12 protein-coding genes are annotated in these 18,209 nt (G+C 51.1%); 4 read left to right on the forward strand and 8 right to left on the reverse strand.

The window, feature by feature from the left end; genetic code table 11:
• Positions 1–152: 152 nt before the first annotated feature.
• The 3 genes from secD to AC0YNV_RS33785 all read right to left on the reverse strand — a co-directional run bounded on the left by secD (position 153) and on the right by AC0YNV_RS33785 (position 3,428).
• On the reverse strand, positions 153–2,282 hold the full coding sequence (secD, locus tag AC0YNV_RS33775; protein WP_475771968.1) for a protein translocase subunit SecD: 2,130 nt from the start codon (positions 2,280–2,282) through the stop codon (positions 153–155).
• 26 nt (positions 2,283–2,308) lie between these two features.
• Positions 2,309–2,665 carry a hypothetical protein gene (locus tag AC0YNV_RS33780; RefSeq protein ID WP_475771969.1) on the reverse strand — a complete coding sequence of 119 codons (357 nt, stop codon included), beginning with the start codon at positions 2,663–2,665 and terminating at the stop codon, positions 2,309–2,311.
• A 94-nt stretch (positions 2,666–2,759) separates the two neighbouring features.
• The gene (locus AC0YNV_RS33785) at positions 2,760–3,428 is read right to left on the reverse strand and encodes a TetR/AcrR family transcriptional regulator (RefSeq protein WP_475771970.1); all 669 of its coding nucleotides are present in this window, start codon (positions 3,426–3,428) and stop codon (positions 2,760–2,762) included.
• A 234-nt stretch (positions 3,429–3,662) separates the two neighbouring features.
• On the opposite strand from AC0YNV_RS33785, the gene AC0YNV_RS33790 reads away from it, so the two are divergent.
• Both AC0YNV_RS33790 and AC0YNV_RS33795 read left to right on the forward strand, forming a co-directional pair.
• Positions 3,663–4,841, forward strand: coding sequence for an MFS transporter (locus AC0YNV_RS33790; protein ID WP_475771971.1), 1,179 nt, complete (start codon positions 3,663–3,665; stop codon positions 4,839–4,841).
• Between the two features lie 64 nt (positions 4,842–4,905).
• Positions 4,906–6,333: an aldehyde dehydrogenase family protein gene (locus AC0YNV_RS33795; RefSeq protein ID WP_475771972.1), complete on the forward strand. Its 1,428-nt coding sequence runs from the start codon at positions 4,906–4,908 to the stop codon at positions 6,331–6,333.
• 191 nt (positions 6,334–6,524) lie between these two features.
• Here the strand turns inward: AC0YNV_RS33795 and AC0YNV_RS33800 are convergent, their stop codons facing one another.
• The 5 genes from AC0YNV_RS33800 to AC0YNV_RS33820 form a co-directional block, all read right to left on the reverse strand.
• Positions 6,525–7,493, reverse strand: coding sequence for a DUF1835 domain-containing protein (locus AC0YNV_RS33800; RefSeq protein ID WP_475771973.1), 969 nt, complete (start codon positions 7,491–7,493; stop codon positions 6,525–6,527).
• A 397-nt stretch (positions 7,494–7,890) separates the two neighbouring features.
• Positions 7,891–10,977 (reverse strand): discoidin domain-containing protein, encoded by a 3,087-nt coding sequence (locus tag AC0YNV_RS33805; RefSeq protein ID WP_475771974.1) that lies wholly within the window; start codon positions 10,975–10,977, stop codon positions 7,891–7,893.
• A gap of 47 nt (positions 10,978–11,024) precedes the next feature.
• Entirely contained in the window at positions 11,025–12,665 is a 1,641-nt protein-coding gene (locus AC0YNV_RS33810) for an ABC transporter substrate-binding protein (protein WP_475771975.1), read from the reverse strand.
• Between the two features lie 160 nt (positions 12,666–12,825).
• Positions 12,826–14,601 (reverse strand): sensor histidine kinase, encoded by a 1,776-nt coding sequence (locus AC0YNV_RS33815; RefSeq protein ID WP_475771976.1) that lies wholly within the window; start codon positions 14,599–14,601, stop codon positions 12,826–12,828.
• Positions 14,576–16,132: a response regulator transcription factor gene (locus tag AC0YNV_RS33820; protein ID WP_475771977.1), complete on the reverse strand. Its 1,557-nt coding sequence runs from the start codon at positions 16,130–16,132 to the stop codon at positions 14,576–14,578. The genes AC0YNV_RS33815 and AC0YNV_RS33820 overlap by 26 nt, the downstream gene beginning before the upstream one ends.
• Before the next feature lie 273 nt (positions 16,133–16,405).
• Here AC0YNV_RS33820 and AC0YNV_RS33825 point away from each other — a divergent pair, with 273 nt between their 5' ends.
• Positions 16,406–17,287 (forward strand): ABC transporter permease, encoded by an 882-nt coding sequence (locus AC0YNV_RS33825; protein WP_379114394.1) that lies wholly within the window; start codon positions 16,406–16,408, stop codon positions 17,285–17,287.
• Positions 17,288–17,307: 20 nt separating this feature from the next.
• Positions 17,308–18,201, forward strand: coding sequence for a carbohydrate ABC transporter permease (locus tag AC0YNV_RS33830; protein ID WP_210046759.1), 894 nt, complete (start codon positions 17,308–17,310; stop codon positions 18,199–18,201).
• Positions 18,202–18,209 lie beyond the last annotated feature (8 nt).

Raw genomic sequence — 18,209 nt, forward strand, 5'->3', positions numbered from 1 at the left:
AAAAAGTCATCTGCAAGGCGGTATGTAAAATTTGCTGCTAAGGGTCAAACAGTAGTCAGCAGCAATAAAAGAATAGCCCTTCGGTTTTGATTGCAGCCTGATCCAAACTCCAAAAAGCCCCCCGCGGCGGGGTGCGCCGCGGGGGATCGGTGCTAACCCGCTGGGAGAAATCTGCGTTTATACAAGATCAGCCAGACCTGCGCGGCAATAAAGATGGACGAGTAAGCGCCGCTCACCAATCCGAATAGAAGCGCAAGCGAGAACAGGTGAATGCTTTCCCCGCCGAGCCATAACAAACCGACAGCGGCGATGAACACGGTCAGGACCGTATACAGGGAACGCCTCATCGTCTGCCACAGGCTCCTGTTCACCAGCTCCTCCAACTCGCGGGCCGATGTGAGCTTCGTCTGCTTCATATTCGTTCGAATCCGGTCGAAAATCACGATCGTATCGTTGAGCGAATAGCCGACAATCGTCAGAACCGCCGCTATGAAGGTCAGATCGATCTCAAGCCGGAGGGCGGAAAACAACGCGACCGGAATCAAAATATCATGGGCAAGCGCGATAATGCACGCAATGCCGAATAAGTAGTGAAAGCGAAGTCCCGTGTACAATACGATACCGGCTGAGGCTATCAGTATGGCGTAGCAGGCCTTCTTCACCATCTCGGCGGCAATGACAGGATCAACCGTAGATTCCTGCTTGCTCACTTGAGCGCCGTACCTTTCCTGCAGCTTGTCCTCTACCGCGTTCAACTGACCGGCGGGAATCGGCTTGCTGAAGGTAGTTGTTGCGGCAAGGCCGTCCGTTCCGTATTTTACGACCGGCTTCATCGTGGCGGACGGGATTTCCTCGTGAATAACCGCTGCAATATCGCTTGTCTGGAAGGGGCTGCCTATATAGAGATCCAGCCTTGTCCCCGATTGAAAATCGACTCCTGGATTAAGCCCTCTGCCCAATATGGCAATCAGGCCAACAATAAGCACCACAGTCGAGAAGCCCAGATACCAGTTTCTTCGCTTCACGAGATCAGGCAGCGGCTTAACCGCTTTGTCTGCCGTCCGTTTCAGACTGACCCCAAACCACTCGGTGCGCTTAATCGCATTGTCCTTCAGGAGCAGCCACAGCAGGAGACGGGAACCGAATACATTCGTAACGAGACTCACCAGGATCGTCATCATGAGAACGATGGCAAACCCTTTGACCGCATTCGTGCCGATCATCATCAGAACCAACGCGGCGATAAAGGTGGTGGCGTGGGAATCCAGAATGGTGGCGAACGATGATTTCGCTCCGCTGCGGCTGGCCGAGCGGATACTTTTGCCCTCTCTTAACTCTTCCTTGATCCTCTCGTACGTAATAATATTGGCATCGACAGCCATGCCGACGGCCAATATGAACCCGGCGATACCGGACAACGTCATCGCCGCATTCATCCAATCAAGAAGCACGAGGCAGATAAAGGCAAACAGCAGCAGCGTAAGATTGGCAATGATACCGGCCAAACGGTAGACGATCAGCATGAAGATGACGATGATCGCGGAAGCCGCATATCCCGCAACTAACGTTCGGTGCAGCGCTTCCTCCCCAAGACTTGCCGAAACGGAATTGACCTGCTTCTCGATAAGCTTCGCCGGCAGGGAACCAGCGTTCAGCAGATCCTTCAGCTCTGTCGCAGAATCCAGGTCCTCACTTGAAATCGAGGAGCTGCCGCCGCTGATTACCGCTTGAACAACCGCCGTGGAGACGACTTTGTCATCCAATAGAATCGACAGCGGCTTGCCCAGATTGTCCTTCGTTACGGTCCTCAGCTTGGCAGGGTCGTTGAATTTCACATTGACCACGGGACGGTTCAACTGATCATGCCCGATGCTTGCGCCATTCGGGGCCAAGTCGCCGCCATCCAGCACGATCCGGTCCTGGCCGTCCTTGAACGTCAGATATGCCGGCTGGCCGATCAGCTCGCGCAGCTTCGTTTGGTCTGCGACCCCCGCTATTTTGGCCCGGATGCGGTCCGTACCTTCGATGGTGATTTCCGGCTCGGCAACCTTACTGATATTGATCCGCTTCTCTACCATGCGCTCGGTTGCCAGCAGCAATTCCTTCGTTACCTTCTGATGGGCGTCAAGAGGCTCGACCTGATACAGGATTTCGAAGCCGCCTTTCAGATCAAGACCCAGCTTGATATTTCCCGCCGCGTTGGGGGCTGCCCAGCCCATAAACGTCACCAAAAACAATACCGCCATGGCAAACGGTACAAACGATCTTCTATTTTTGCGCAAATCAAATACTCCCTTTCATTCTATAGTTATAGAAGAACAGGGAGGGATGCTAAGTAATTGGATTTAAATTTAATGGGGTTAAGGATGTAGAGAAGCCGAAGAATGGGGACTGCCGAACGTATGTGGGATTTGAGACCGATGCGGAGGGCAAAGACAGCGAATAATACCATCATCATGATCATGAAGGGGATGGTCGGAAGCATGGGGAGAACATTCTTGACTGCCGGCGCTTCAATGGCGCCGTTGGAATAGGTATCCATAGCCCACTCGAACTGAGGGGAATTGTCCAAATGGGGGGTTGCTTCATGCCGGGGCGGACTTAAAAAGACAGCAGCGATAAAGGCGGCAAGTAAAATAAACAGCATTAATCTTTTTCTGATCATAGGCTCACCTCCTTCATTTGGGTTAAGGGGGATTATATCATGGGGATATCCGGTTGTCTATTTTGGATTTCCCCCTCATCCTTCTGGTAAAGCGTCAGAACAAAGCACGGTTGAACTTCTGAACGATATAATCAATAATCGGGCTGATCTGTGAATCATCCGCCATGGACAGTTTGTCCGCCTGAAATAATTGAACTTTCTTGAACATGTAGAAGTCATGAAGAACCTGCTGCAGCGACACCTGGTTGATCAGCAGGTATTTAAAATCGATTATTTCCCGAAGCAGCACATCATCCTGAAGCAAAATAAATTTCGGATTCATCCGGTTAAATATCCCCTGCGTCATGCCATCCTCATAAAACTCCAGAATCTTCTGTTCGCGCTGATGCATGACATCCTTAAGACGATCGTACAGGTCGGGGTAGATGGCCTGCAGCTCCTTCAGAAACACATCCGTGATGTTACCGGCCAGCATGACGGATTGCTCGAACTGCTGCTGAAACCGGGTGCCGAACGACGGCTCCGCAACCTCGGAAGCCGGAATCAGCAGTTTGTTTATATAATCCTCATAAGTGACTACGACACCCTCGATGACTTCCTCTTTGGAAGAAAAATATTTGTACATGGTAGCCCGGCTTACGTCCATGCTTTTCGCAATATCATCCATCTTTAACTGTTGAAAGCCCTCTTTGACAATGACCGCATTCAGCTTCTTCAGCATTTTGGTCCTCGTTTTACTTTGATGATTTTCCGTTTCATCCATATTTGTTTTATCCTCCTCTGATTTCTATCCTTATATTATACACAATCCCCTGCTATAGTATATACAACTATTACATAATAGACAATTTGGATTCTTTTTGTTTACTTTATGACAAAATGATGTTATCCTCATTACGAAGTTCAACGCCGAGGGGTGATTATTCATGGCGGGATGATGAGAGCCCGGTTCATGGCTGCATCATGAGAAAACAAAATCATGGAAAGAAGGATAAAAGTGAAACCAAGCACACGAATGGCTTTGCTCAGCTTGTCCATAACGGCAGCGTTCGCACCCATGCTCGCGGCACCGGCGATCAAACTACTCAAGGTTGATTTTCCGGATACCAGCGCGCTGCTCATTCAGTGGGTCGTCACGTTGTCTTCCTTATTTATCTTGCCGACCTTATTCATGGCCGGTTATTTATCCAGAAGGTTTTCCAGGAAAAACATCCTTATAGTTGGCCTGATCCTGTATCTTATTGGCGGTGTGGGACCGGCCTTCCTGAATTCCATCACCGGCATTCTGGTCTTCCGGGCGCTTCTCGGTCTGAGCATCGGATTGATCTCTCCGACGTTCAATGCCCTGATTGCCGAGAACTTTCAGGGCAAGGAACGTTCCAGAATGAACGGATTGGTTACGGCGGTGAACGGAATCGGCGGCGCGATCTTCCTTACGATCGGCGGCTTCATCGCAGCGTATGGATGGAGAAGCGTATTTTTCAGCTATTCCTATGCCCTTCTGCTCCTTATTCTGGTGCTGCTGTTCATTCCCAAATTCCCTCCGGTTCAGAGGCCCGCACAGGGTAGCGGCCGGCCTGCGGTAAAGCTTCCGCGTCTGTTCTACGCCATTGCGCTGGGCAGCGGACTTCACATTATGCTGTACTTCACCATTCCGACCAGCTTGTCGCTGTACCTGGCTGAGAATGGGATCGGAACCGCATCGACGGTCGGATATTTATCCGCGCTTTCCCTAATCGGAACCTTTGCGGCTGGACTTGCCATTACTTCGCTGACCCAGCTGTTAGGGCGAGTCCTTGTTCCGTTCGCTTTTGTCGTATTTGGGCTTGGCTTCCTGGTGGAAAGCCTGGCGCATTCCGTGTTGGCGGCGGCGATTGCGGTATTATTGATCGGCTTTGCGGAAGGATTGTTCTTCCCGATGATGTTCAACAAGACAGCCGAGATTGTGCCCAAAGAGCGGATGACGAGCGCTTTTTCCATACTGCTGGCCTGCAATTATTTTCTCCAGTTTATGTGTCCGCTGTTCATGAAGGGCGTTCAATCGCTGTTCCATCTTTCTTCGACCAGAGGAACGTTCATGCTGTTGGCAGCCGCAATAGGCGTATCCATGATCGTTTCCCTGCTCTTCGTAAGAGCAAGACGGGACCGGCAGCCGGCAGCTTCATTAGAAAATTAATTATTATGGATACGGCAGGCACTCCATCCAAACAATAAGAATCAAGCATAAGGAGCATGTTCAAATGAAAACACTCAATCAATTCTATATAAATGGACAATTCGTGAGCCCTCAGGGCACGGATGTACTGGACCTTATCAATCCCTCAACCAAAGAAATGATCGGCCGTGTGACTTTGGGCAATGTGAAGGATACACAGGACGCGATTGCAGCTGCGAAGCAGGCCTTTAAGAGCTTTTCAAGAACAAGCGTGGAAGAACGCAGTCAGATGCTGCAAAGATTGCATGATGCGGTAATGGCCAATTCGGAGGCACTGATTCAAGGCAATATCGAAGAATACGGCGCCCCGCTGAATGCGGCCATCGGACGCGTCAATCTCGCCGCGGCGGATTTTCTTCGTACGAAGGAGGCGCTGGAGGAGTTTGAATTCGTTCAATATATAGGCAAGGCGAAGGTCGTTCTTGAGCCGGTGGGCGTCATCGGCATCATTACGCCATGGAATGCGAGCTATTCCCAGATTGCCGCCAAGCTGGCCTCAGCCATCGCTGCCGGCTGTACGGTGGTCATCAAGCCGAGCGAGCTTAGCGCGATTCAGACACAGCTGTTAATGGAATCTTTGGACCAGGCGGATATTCCGGACGGTGTCATTAATATCATTAACGGAACAGGCGATGTGGTGGGGGCAGAATTAACCCGCCATCCGGATATTGCAATGATCTCTTTCACAGGGTCCACCAATGTCGGGAAAATCATTCGGCATGGCGTCGTCGATACGATGAAAAGATTGACGCTGGAGCTGGGCGGCAAATCGCCGAATATCATCCTGGATGACGCTGATTTCAACAAAGCCGTTCCGCTTGCCGTCAAGATCGCTTACGGCAACAGCGGACAATCCTGTATTGCCGGCTCCCGGCTGATTGTTCCGCAGCACCGCCTTGAAGAAGTGAAACAGCTCGCCAAGGCGGCTGTTGAAGCGATCAAGGTAGGCGACCCCCGGGAGAAGGATACGGTAATCGGCCCCATGGTAACCGGGAAGCAGTACAACAATGTGCAGCGGTATATCAAGCTTGGCATGGAAGAAGGAGCGGAGCTTGTTATCGGCGGCGAAGGGCATCCGGAGGGGCTTGAACAGGGATACTTTGTAAAACCGACCGTTTTTGCTAATGTCACCATGGACATGACCATTGCCCGAGAGGAAATATTCGGACCGGTGCTTTCTATTTTAACGTATACAACCGAAGAAGAAGCGATAGAAATGGCCAATGATACCAGCTATGGACTGGCGGCTTATATCAGCTCCTCCAGCCTGGATAAAGCCAATCGAATCGCTTCCCGGATTTCATCGGGCATCGTCATGATCAATGGAGCCGGCCCCGAGTTGAAAGCTCCATTCGGCGGATCCAAGCAATCCGGGATCGGAAGGGAATATGGCGTGTACGGACTGGAAGAGTGCCTGGAGCCCAAATCCATCACAGGTTACGATCTCGTATAAAGGTGAACGAGCCTTGAAGGTTGGATATATCCATGCCTTTTCCTTCATCCGGATGTTTAAGAACAACGAGGGCATCACGCCCGGGGATTACCGGAAATAATGAAAAGGCCGACAAGCAGCCGGAACCTGTTTCCTGAGGTTCCGGCTGCTTGTTTATTTGAATCCGGTTCTGCTTCTCTAATATCTCGAAGTCACAAGAGTGAATTCCTCTGCATATGCAGACCGCCATACCACTCGTCTCCCGGCGAAGACCAATGCTGTTCACCAGCCCGTACACGCCGCCCCAATTCCGTCAGCAGCAGCATACATTCACCAAAATCCGGATTCTCCTGCCGGTATTTTGGAAATACCGCCTTCCCCTCAACATGCAGCAGGGGGTTAGGCTCCTCCGCCATAACCGCAAGGCGATGCCAGTATTCCAGATCACCCATCCCGAGAAAATCCAACCTATCGCCGACCTCACGAAACAGCTCGTATGGGGAATGGATCCCCTTTTCAATATATTCCAACGTGGTTTGCTCCACAATTCCAAGCCCGTTGCCGGCAGATGGCAGCCTGGACAAATGTGCCTCGAACGCCGCCCGGGAGAAAGGCAGTGCAGACGTATCCTCCTCCAGAAACCGGGTATGTTCCGCAAGCTCCGGCGAAGCGTAAGCTTCCCATAACCGGCTGCCCAGCTCCAGCTCCCTTGGTCCGACCGGCTGCCATGTGCCCGATAAGGCTGCTAATTGGGAAGGCGACAGCTGCCCGAGTCCCCGGAACACCTCAATACCCGGGAATGAGCCTACGCACAGCAAACTGATGTTCGTTGCTGCCTGCGCCTGCCGGGCGAACCAATGCAGCAAGCAGCCAAGCATCGTCTGGTCGAACAGATCGTGCTCGAACCACAGGATCACCTCATCGTATCTGTGGAATTCCTGCAAAGCCGCCTCCTGCTCCTCGCTGCTCCCGATATATTCCTCCCGAGGGATTCCCAGCGTCCGTTCCAAATATCCGGCACGCTCCGCCCGGTTCCCCCGTTCGCTCATATCGCGGAACACGGGTCCGAACGTATACAACTCCCGCCATACGAGGATATCTCCCTGCACGACACCCTGTTTCAGCTTATCCGCTGTGGCATCTCCGTTCACAATATGCAGCATGCACCTTGACGGAATCATCTTCTTGTTCACCTTCCCCCGTATGCTAATTTATGATTTAACTCAAGCATCGTCCAATGTTGTCCCAGGGGACGAACCTCGTGCAGAGCCATTAACCGGGTGTCGCCAATGCGGACCAGATTTCTTATTCTCTAACGGTTCTGCCAATTCCTCTATTGCGAGCTGAACCTGCCTCACATAATAATATGCACAATAACAACTTCTTCTGAACCTGGCCTGGAAGCACCTCAAAATTCTTCTCATTAACTTTAAACTATTCGTGCTGTTGAATGAAGTCTATTCTTTATGAGGCTTGCTCGGTCGGTCAAAGAAAGGTTAACAAAGACAGGCGGCCGATGTCCAACATCCGCCGCCTGTCTTTTGTCTTATAAATCTGCACAACGTTTAAGCACGCTGCTTAATTGCCTTTACCGTTCGAGTAGAGCGTAAAGATCAAATCCCGCTTCCCGTCATTTTCGGCTGCCCAGGTAAGGCCGCCATCCAGTGAGAGCTTCTCATATCCATCCGGATACGTATCATCGTCGGTGTACGCAAAGCCGTAGTTGTTGTCCGTGGATGGTGTGTTCACGGATTTTGGCGATTTCAAGATAAGCCCGTATTTCCTTGAGGTATCCAAATTATCCAGCTTGGGATAGATCGAATACGGACTTACGCTCCCAGGGATGTTATACGCCGGAAGGGACGCGGAGAACAGGGTCTTCTCCGGGTTATCGTTCTCATCCAGGGTGACAATATCGAAGTAATACGCATCCGCCGGAACGGCATTCACGTAGCTCTCATAAATGTATACATCGAGCTTCGGCAGATCGCTCTTATTCAGCTCGAACACCTGCATCCGCTGAATACCGGCACGGACGTCCGAATAACTCTCATATCCCGCATTGCTGTTGTCCTGATCAATGACAGAGCCGCTCCCTCCTTTGATGTAATAGGCTTCAATTTCATTAATCGACGGGATAATGTAACTGGTCGTCATGTACAATCTAAGTTTGCTTGTGGATACGGTCTTGAAAGTAATCACCTTATTATCACCGACCGTATAGCCTTTCGTCAGATCAACGTACTTCTCGCCGTCCCAGTACTGCAATGCGTAATTAACAATCTGGAAATTGGTATCCCGGTATTCCTTGATCACAACCTGGTTCACGGAAGTTGCCCTGCCAAAATCGATCTCTGACCATTCATCGTTCTTATGCCCGTCGGCGGCGCTCCATCTCGTCGACACTTGTCCGTCGGTCATATTAGCCGCTTCATATCCCGCATCACTCCAGGTAGAGGACACGTTGACCTGTTTGCCCAAAGCAAGATTCACAGGCGCATCATCTTCGTCCCTGCCGGATCCTCCTTTCTCTATTCTAATAATCGCCGTACCGCCAGGCGGAAGCGTGTAAGAGAGCTTCCCGGACGCCTTGCCCAGCGTTCTTCCGGAATAGACCTCGTTTAACATGTATTTCTCATTCCCTCGCAGGCCCAGATCGGCAAAATCAACCTGGATTTGCGCCTCTTCCTTACTGTTCCAATTGGATAGACCGACAAGGATGCCACCCCGGTCATCCTTCACATAAACAGCCGATGGGGAATGCTCTCCTTTATGATACACATTGGTCATCTTAACCGGTTTGGCCGCTTGACCTTTGCCCACAATCCTCAAAAGCTCCTTATTTTCCAGAATACCCAATCTCTCTTCCGACAGAAAAGGAATATTATCGCCAATCAGCCAATGCCCACCGCCAAGCGCAACAGCCGTCGCCAGCAGCTTCCCGTCATTCTGGCCATACTTATTCCAGAAGCCTTGGGCAAAGTTCTCCGGAATGATCATATCGGGATCGTTATACTCATAAAGCGTTCCGTTGGTCCACCAGGAAGCGGCCGTGTTGAACGCCTGGCGTTCAATTCCCGAATAACCATCGACGCCGATCGTCGTATCGCAAGCAGATCTTCTTCCATGTGCGAACGCCGCAGGAAGCAGTGGAGCAATGGACTCATTGATGTAAATGGGCCGTTTGGCCGCGAGGACGGTATCACGGATTATCCCCATACCGATCCGGTAAGCCTGAACGCCATTTACCGTTTCGTCATAATGTTTACCTTCATACATACCCATATCGATAAAATCCAGCTTGAGGTAGTCGAAGCCCCAGTCGATATATTTCTGAATGGCATTACGTATTGCCGTTTGAGCGGCAGGATGCGAAACATCCATCGCATATGTGCCCAGATAGGTTCTGATCAACTGCCCGTTCTCATCCCTGAGGCAAATATCCCGGTGAGTATACGAGGTCCCTTCAACGGGCAAATCCAGCCAGGCGTCATAAATGGTGAACGGCGTCTGATAGCCGCCTACCTTGAGCCCTTTGCTGTGTACATAATCGGCAAACTGCTGCATCCCTTCATCGAAAGGAACCTCGGAGGAAGGCTGGAACCCCCCGTCCAAATTAAAATATTCATAACCGAGCGGCTTCAGATGCTCCGCCATATAATCCACCATACCTTCCAATGCTTCCGCAGATGCATAATTATAGTGGGAATAATAGGTGTTATATCCCATCGGCACATCGCCGTTCCATTTCATGCGAGGCTCTCCGATATCATATACGGTTCCGTATTCTTCCAAGCCGGCTTGATAATCACCGTAAAAGCCCAGAAAGAATCGGTCCGAGGAAACAATTTCTCCGCTTTGAGAGCCGCCCCAATTATAGAGAATGTAAGAGGTGAGCGGTCCGTTTGCTGCCGCTGCCTGCCCGAGGCGCTGACTGCTTTTCCAATTCTTGACGGTCGCTGCGCCACCGATAAATCCCTGTTTGGCATTATTGTCGAAAACGGCGGATACCCAGTGGCTGACCCCGTTAAAGGGTTCCCACTTCAGCTGCTCACCCTCGAAGCGGTCTGCGCCGTTCTGGCTGCCGCCAAAGTCATTAACCGGCGCTACTCCAAAATCAAAGTTATTCGTATATGGAGTGGTAAATATGCGCTTATCCATCCCTGCTCCAATATCCAGGTAGGAGGAAGACACAGGCTCTAGAATATCAATGCTCTGGGCAGCCGGACCGGTTACATTCATATCGGTCAGAAAATAGGAGCTATCCGGATAGAGATAAACCGTCAGCGCGATTGTAGAACCGGAATCCAGCGCATTGCGGAGCGTTAATTGCATGCCATTCCGGCCGTAACCGTCGTTTGGGATCTTCCCCCACTCGGCTGTGCGTTTGCCCGGATCGCTGGAGCGGATTCTGGTCTCTTTGCCTGTGAGCTGATAATTGGAGTTGAAATCCCGTATGACTGTCCTGTCTCCCCAAGCCACATTCCCAAGGCCTGTCGACAAGTCATAGGTGAGCGTGTATTGCCCGTTTGTTGCTTTTACCATTTCCTTCTTCTGCTCGATTGCCATTTTGGACTTGGCCCAATTGACTTCAGGCATCATCGTAATTCCTGTCACAAATAGCAGGACGACCACAATTGCTTTGACCAGACCCATTCTATGCATGAGTATCCTCCCAGGATTATTGAAATCATTACATCTTTATTATCAGATTATTTCCACAGCTCTTTACGCTTGTTGTAATTATCCGTGTATATTTTCTCAATGGCCGACAGACCCGCCGTCTCCAGTTCTTTCATCATTTTGTCGTACAGGGACGCTGCCTCCGCTTCGGAAGGAGCCATCACCATTCTCGGGAAATACTTCGAGACGGTTTCGTTCACCTTCTGCTGCTTGATCACCTCCGGCGTGCCGCCGCTCGGACCCAGATTGTCGTACAGGGCGGTGTCGAACGAAGTGTCAGCCAGGTTCTTGATTGCCAGCTTTGCTACAGCATCCGTCTCATAACGGCCAATCAGGTCATATGGCGTTCCATCCTCGCCCGGGCCATTCTTGATTGCCCATGTCCACTTCCGGATTCCGGTATCCGTCGAATATCCGGCCCAATCCTTCTTGAAGCCTTCCAGAACCTCGGGTCTTGGCACATGCTTGCCGTCCTTCATATCCCAATGCGTGCCCTCCAGTCCCCACATCAACAGGTACTGGCCTTCTTCGCTTGCCAAATAATCCAGGAACTTGATGGCGCTGACGGGATTTTTATTGCTTTTGGAAATAGCAATTCCGTCCCAGCCAAGCGAGTTTTTGGGTCCGTAGGTTGTTTTGGCGGGATCCACGCCCGGAGCAACCACTTTGTACGGATAGAACTGGCTCTCTTCCGCTTTGGCCTGATCTGCTGCTGCCTCTTTCAATATCGTGTTGGGCTTGCCCAGATTCCAAAATGCGTCGGCTGTCGCAAACACGGCGCCCGAGGACAATTTCTGTTCGTACTGCTGCGTCTTGTTTGTCGCCCACTCGGTATCGATCAAGCCCTCCCTGTACAAGGCATTCATAAATTTAATCATGTCCAGGTATTTCGGGTCCTTCACATCGCTTTTGAGCTGGCCATCGGTTTCATAGAACGGCATAATCCCGAACATCCCCTTGAAGGTTCCGGTGATGGCTCCCATATTTTCCCCGTTCAAGGTCATAGCCGTTGATGGCTTGCCATTCACATTCGGGTATTTCTCCTTGAATTTCCTGAGCAGGTCCACGAACTCTTCCGTGGTGAAGGGCTCCCCGTTGTCGGCCTTGGCTCCGGCTCCAAGCTCCTTCATCACGTCCATTCTCATCAGAAAACCGAATACCGGATACTGCTCAAGACCGTACCAGTTAGCCAGATAATAGTTTTTCCCATCGGTATGCCGGGTTTTGTTGAGCATGTCGCCATACATTTTCTTGATGTTGGGTCCATACTCTTCAATAAGATCGTCCAGCGGAACAAGGGCGCCGGCCACAATATATTTGTCGAGCACATCGCCGCGCGCAATCGACATGAGGTCCGGCAGATCATTGCTCGCCAGCATCAGATTCAGCTTCTCCGCAGGATTGCCGGTAGGCTGCTGAATTTCCAGGGAAACGCCGGTTTTCTTCGTGATTTCCTGGGCGACCGGATTATCGAACGCATCCCCTACATTCCGGTCGAAGAACGTGAAGGTAACGGCCGGTTGTTCTCCGCCTGCCCCGGCCGCCTCTTCATTCGTGCCCTGCGCATCCGTTGCTTCTGTAAGCGGCGTGCTGTTGCTGCCGCATCCTACCAGTAACGAGAATAATACAAGAATCATGACAGTCAACCGGTAATACTCTTTCTTCTTCATTGCTGATCAGTTCCCCCTTAAGATATGATAGCGATTTCAATTTTCCTATGAGCAGTATCCCTGGCCCATCATGAATTGCGCTATAACTTAGCTTAATTGTAGACAGCCGATCCTCCGCTTTCTATATAACAAAGTGATGAAACGTAACGGAAAACGCCTTTCATGTAAACGTGACTGTCTTCGGCAGGCGAATGCTCACCGCGGTGCCAATCCCGAGCCTGCTGTAGATGTCCACGCCATAGCGCTCCCCGTAGGCAAGCTTGATTCTTTTATCCACATTATATATACCGTAGCCCGCAGGCTGATCGGTTTTCTGCGCGAGCCTCTCCAGGACATGCGCGGGCATGCCCATGCCATCGTCGATAACAGAGAATACCAGATCATCTCCGTCGGGCATCAGCCTGATAATGATTGTAATGCCGGACTCATCATCCCAAATCGCGTGGTTGATGCAGTTCTCGATAAAAGGCTGCAGAATTAATTTGACCGTGGTAAAACGCAGGAGTGATTCATCCAGCAAATAATGGACCGTGAACAAGCCCTCGAACCGGGTCTTCTGAATGGACAGATAATGCCGGGTGAGCATAATTTCCTGTTCGATCGTAATCCGCTTCTTGCCTTTGTTGAGCGAGATCCGGTAGAACTTGGCCAGATCATCCGCCATGAGATGCCCCTGCATATTGTTGTTGGTAACCGCAAGCGCCGATATGGAAGCTAGTGTGTTATAGAGAAAATGGGGGGTGATCTGCGCCTGGAGGCTGTCCATCTCCGCTTCCTTCTGCGCAATTTCCTTCTTGTAGACGTCATTGATCAAATCCTGTATGGTCATGGCCATTTTGTTCAAGGCAAAAGACAGTTGTCCGACCTCGTCATGGCCCATGGACCGGAAGGACAGATCGAAATTCCCCCGCTCCACCTTGCGGATTTGGTGAAGCAGCGCTTCAAAGCGCTTGGTCATGAGCTGGCTGGTCCCATAGATCAGGAGAGCAGCGGCAATAATGCAGCCCAGCGAGATGTACAGCATTTTCCGGGAGGCATTCCGGGCCTGCTCCAGCAGCTCGTCATAAGGAAGCAGGACAACCGTCCTCCACCCGTTCATCAGCGGTTTTTGAATAACCATGGCTTTTTTGCCGCCGCTCATTTCACTATTCAGGGTACTGCTGGCTGTGTGGGACAGCGCTTGGGGGATCACTTCCGCGATGTTCAGGATCTTCGACGGCCTGGTATTCGTGGTAATCAAATTGCCTTGTTCGTCGGCCACAAAGATCGTTTTGTTCTTGTTCTCCTTCTCGATAAGCGAGAAGAATTCCCGCTCTGTAATCTCCATCGTGAGAATGCCGTAAGGGAAATTCAGGCTCAAGTAATTCAGGGAACGCGCCAGAGTGACGACTCTTTCCTTGGCTGATTTCTGATCGGGATAGAAGTTGGTAATCCGCCCCTCCGCCTGCATCGACTGCGTAGTCAGCGTTTCCGGCAGCTCATCCATATGCTTGATGAAATAACCGTCGGAATGAAGGGTCTCATTGTCCGTGTAGATGGTGATTGCCTTCAGGCTCGGATTCATGGCCATGACCTTGTACAGCAGCTTGTTGATATAATCGTAGGCGTCCAGATAAGATAAATCGTTCTTCTTATACCGGTAAAGCAAATAATTGCGCAGATCGCTGTCCATATAAATTAAGGTGGATATCTGGTAGTACAGATCAAGCTTGTTTTCGATATTATTGTTGATCTGGTCAATGGTGCTTTCTACGTTCTCAACCGCCTGATGAACCAGCTGCTCCTTGATTGTGAGATAGGAATAGATTACAAAAAAGGAAATCGGCACGATCGTAACGAGCAGAAAGACGAGAAACAGCTTGCTTCTGAAGCGTTTGTTAACCAGGCTCAGGTACAGGGTGGATGCAAGCCTATAGAAACTTTTTACGATATTCATTCGGTGTGACCCCTTGCGTTTTATAGAAAAACGAACAAAAATACGAGGTATTGTCATAGCCGACTTTGCGGGCGACATCATGAATCTTCAGCGTTTTGTCCCCCAGCAGCTCCACCGCCTTCTGAAGCCGGATCCGGGTCAAATATTCATGGATCGTGCATCCCTTCTTTTCCTTGAACAGCACTCTCAAATAGTTGGGGGACAGATACACCTTGCCCGCCAAATACTCGATCGTCAGCGATTCGAAATATTCCGTTTCGATCACATGCACCACTTCCTGCACCAGCAGCACATGCCGGTCCAGCTGCCTGTCAGCAAGGTACCCGGCGATTCTGCCGATCAGCCCCTGAATAAACTCCTTAATCCCATTAATGGTATCCATATTCCTGACCCGTTGGTTCCAGCTGTTCAAATCGCCAACCTCCAGGCCGGCTGCTGCCCCATATTTGGCGAGCTCCCAGGCAATCTTGTCGAGCAAAGCCGCAGCGGCGCGGAGAACCCCGTTTTTGCTCAGACGCACTCTGGCCATCCTGTCAAAATATTGACCGATGTCCTCCCGCAGCGGCTCTCCGTCAGCGAGATTCATCTTTTGCAGACTCGGCTCATCTTCGATATCCATATCCGCATCAAGCCCACTCTGAACCTGACCAGCACGGATAATGCCGCCATACCCCCGATAGAACCGTTCTCCCACCGCTTTCTCCGCTTCCTTGAACATGCGGTAACCCTGATTCAGCGGGGCTGCCGTTTCACAAATGCCGATGGTCGCCGTCCAATCCATTGCCCCGCGAATGGCGGACGACATGTCCTGCCAGAATGGTTCATTATTCACACCCTCCCTATATTCGATGATCAGCAGCCATTCATGCTCCTGCTTCCTGACGGCCATTCCTCCCATCTGGCGGCTGTCCAACAGCGATTGAATCGTCTGTTCCGCTATTACGGCCGCCTTCTGCAGCGGCGCAGGATCTTCCGGGTAAAGAGGATAGCCGTCCAGGCTGATAAGAGCGGTTACATAAATCCGGTCCCGATATTCCGCATCCATGCCGGACAGCGCACGCCAGGCCTGCTCCCGGATTTCGCTATCCCCGGCGGTCAACACCTCCGACAGCTGCTGTGCGGCAAGCAGCCGCCGGGAGCGGCGGAGCAGCTTTATTTTCTCCACCTCCTGTCTGCTCCTGTCCATGACGGCAAACAGCTCCTTCCGGTCAATCGGCTTCAGAAGATACCCGACCGCTCCGGACTCAATCGCAGACTTCACATAGGTAAATTCATCATGCCCGCTTAGAAAAACAAGCTGAATCCAACCCAGATTCTCCTGAATCAATGCAGCGAGACGGAGCCCGTCCATAACCGGCATCCTGACATCCGTCAGCACAATATCCGGCTGCAGGCGCTGAATCTGCTCCCAGGCTTTTCTGCCGTTCCTTGCTGTGCCAACAACCCGAATGCCCATGCTTGCCCAGTCGATGTGATTCTCCATCAGGTCCAGCTCAATCGTTTCGTCATCCACAAGAAATATGGTCAACAATTCGCATCCCTCCTCGTGAATCAATTAAAAGCTCTCCTATTATACTATTGCCCCTTCACGCCATGAAGCCATAACCTGCCATTTCCCCTTATGTAAGACGTTTTCCCGCATAGATCTGCACATTGTTATATTGAGGCGGCAACAAGCAGCCCGTATAATTTTCACATTACGATAGAACGGGGTGCGCACATGGAAACAGCCGTCAAGGTTGGCTCAAAAGAATACGTCTCAAAAAAAACCGTGAAACGCCGGCTGATCGAGCAAAGATACCTCATGATCATGCTGCTTCCGGCCCTGATCTGGGCCGTCCTCTTCGCTTATCTGCCGATGGCGGGGCTTTATATGGCGTTCGTCAATTATCAGCCATCGCTGGGAAACTTCTGGAGCTCGCTGTTTCACAGTGAATTCGTTGGCATGTACTGGTTTGATTATTTCTTCAATAACGGCGATTTCTATATCATCATGCGAAATACGCTGGCCTCCACGCTGCTAACGCTGCTGGTGTCCTTTCCGGCACCGATCATTATTGCCATCGCACTGAATGAAATCAAGAACGCCATGTTCAAGAAAACGATGCAGACTGTATCCTACCTCCCGCATTTTATCTCGTGGGTTATCGCCGCCAATATCGTCGTGACTGTGCTGTCCTCGGACGGAATCGTCAACAAGCTGCTCCAGCTGCTGCATTTGACCGACAAGAGCATCCTGTTTCTGCAGGAGGGCAAATATTTCTGGTGGATCGTAGCCTTCGGGAATACGTGGAAGGAGATGGGCTACAGCTCCATCATCTATCTCGCCGCTATCTCCTCCATTAATCTGGAGCTCTATGAAGCCGCCAAGGTAGACGGAGCCGGACGGTTCAAACAGATTATTTATGTGACTCTGCCGCACTTGAAGCCGACGATTGTCATTCTGCTCATCCTCTCGCTGGGCGGCGTGCTCAATGCGGGATTCGATCAGCATTACCTGCTGGGGAACGGACTCAATCAGGAGTACTCCGATGTGCTCTCGACCTATTCCTTCCGGTATGGTCTTCAGAATTCCATGTTCTCCTATGCCTCGGCGGTCGGCCTGTTCAGCTCTGTCGTTGCTTTCATCCTTGTGGTCATCGTGAATTTCTCTTCCAAGAAGCTCAATAACCAGTCGCTATTTTAACAGAAAGCAGGTACAGCCGCATGACAGAAAAAAAGACAATCCCGGATAAGCTCTTCGATATTTCGGTTTACGCCTATATGCTGGTTATTTTCCTGATTACGTTCTACCCCTTCTGGAACATCCTTGTGGTGTCCCTGAACGATGCGACCGATTCCGTTCGCGGGGGATTATATCTGTGGCCGCGGGTGTTTACGCTGGACAGCTATCAGACTATATTCCGGAACTCGGAGCTGATCAGCTCCGTGAAGGTGACTGTGCTGCGGACCGTTGTCGGTACGCCGCTTTCCGTCCTTTGCATCTGCATGATGGCCTATTCGCTCAGCAAACGCGAGCTGATCGGCTGGCGCTTCTTCACGCTTCTGTTTATCTTCACCATGTACTTCGGCGGAGGCCTGATTCCTACCTATATGATCATCAAGTCGCTCGGGCTGATCGACTCCTTCTGGGTATTCATATTCCCCGGGCTGATCGGTGTGTTCCTGATGATTCTGGTGCGCACCTATATCGAGCAGCTGCCTTCCGAGCTTGAAGAGTCCGCCAAAATCGACGGCGCCAACGACCTGCAAATTTTCGTCCGCATCATCCTTCCGCTCTGCGTTCCCGTACTTGCGACCATTGCCCTGTTTATCGGGATCGGCCATTGGAACGCCTGGTATGATTCCTACATCTATACGTACAAGCCCGAGTTAAAAACGCTGCAGGCCATCCTGGTCAAAATCCTGAACCAGTTCCAGACCGGCTCCATGGTCTCGGAAGCCGAGCAGATGGCCAACAGCACCAAGCGGATTCCCGTTTCCGGTGAAAGCATTCGGATGGCCGTCACGATGGTGGCAACCCTGCCGATCGTGCTTGTCTATCCATTCATCCAGCGTTTTTTTGTCAAGGGGATCATGATGGGAGCCATTAAGAGCTGATTAATATG

This window comes from Paenibacillus sp. JT31N11 (genome assembly GCF_056269285.1).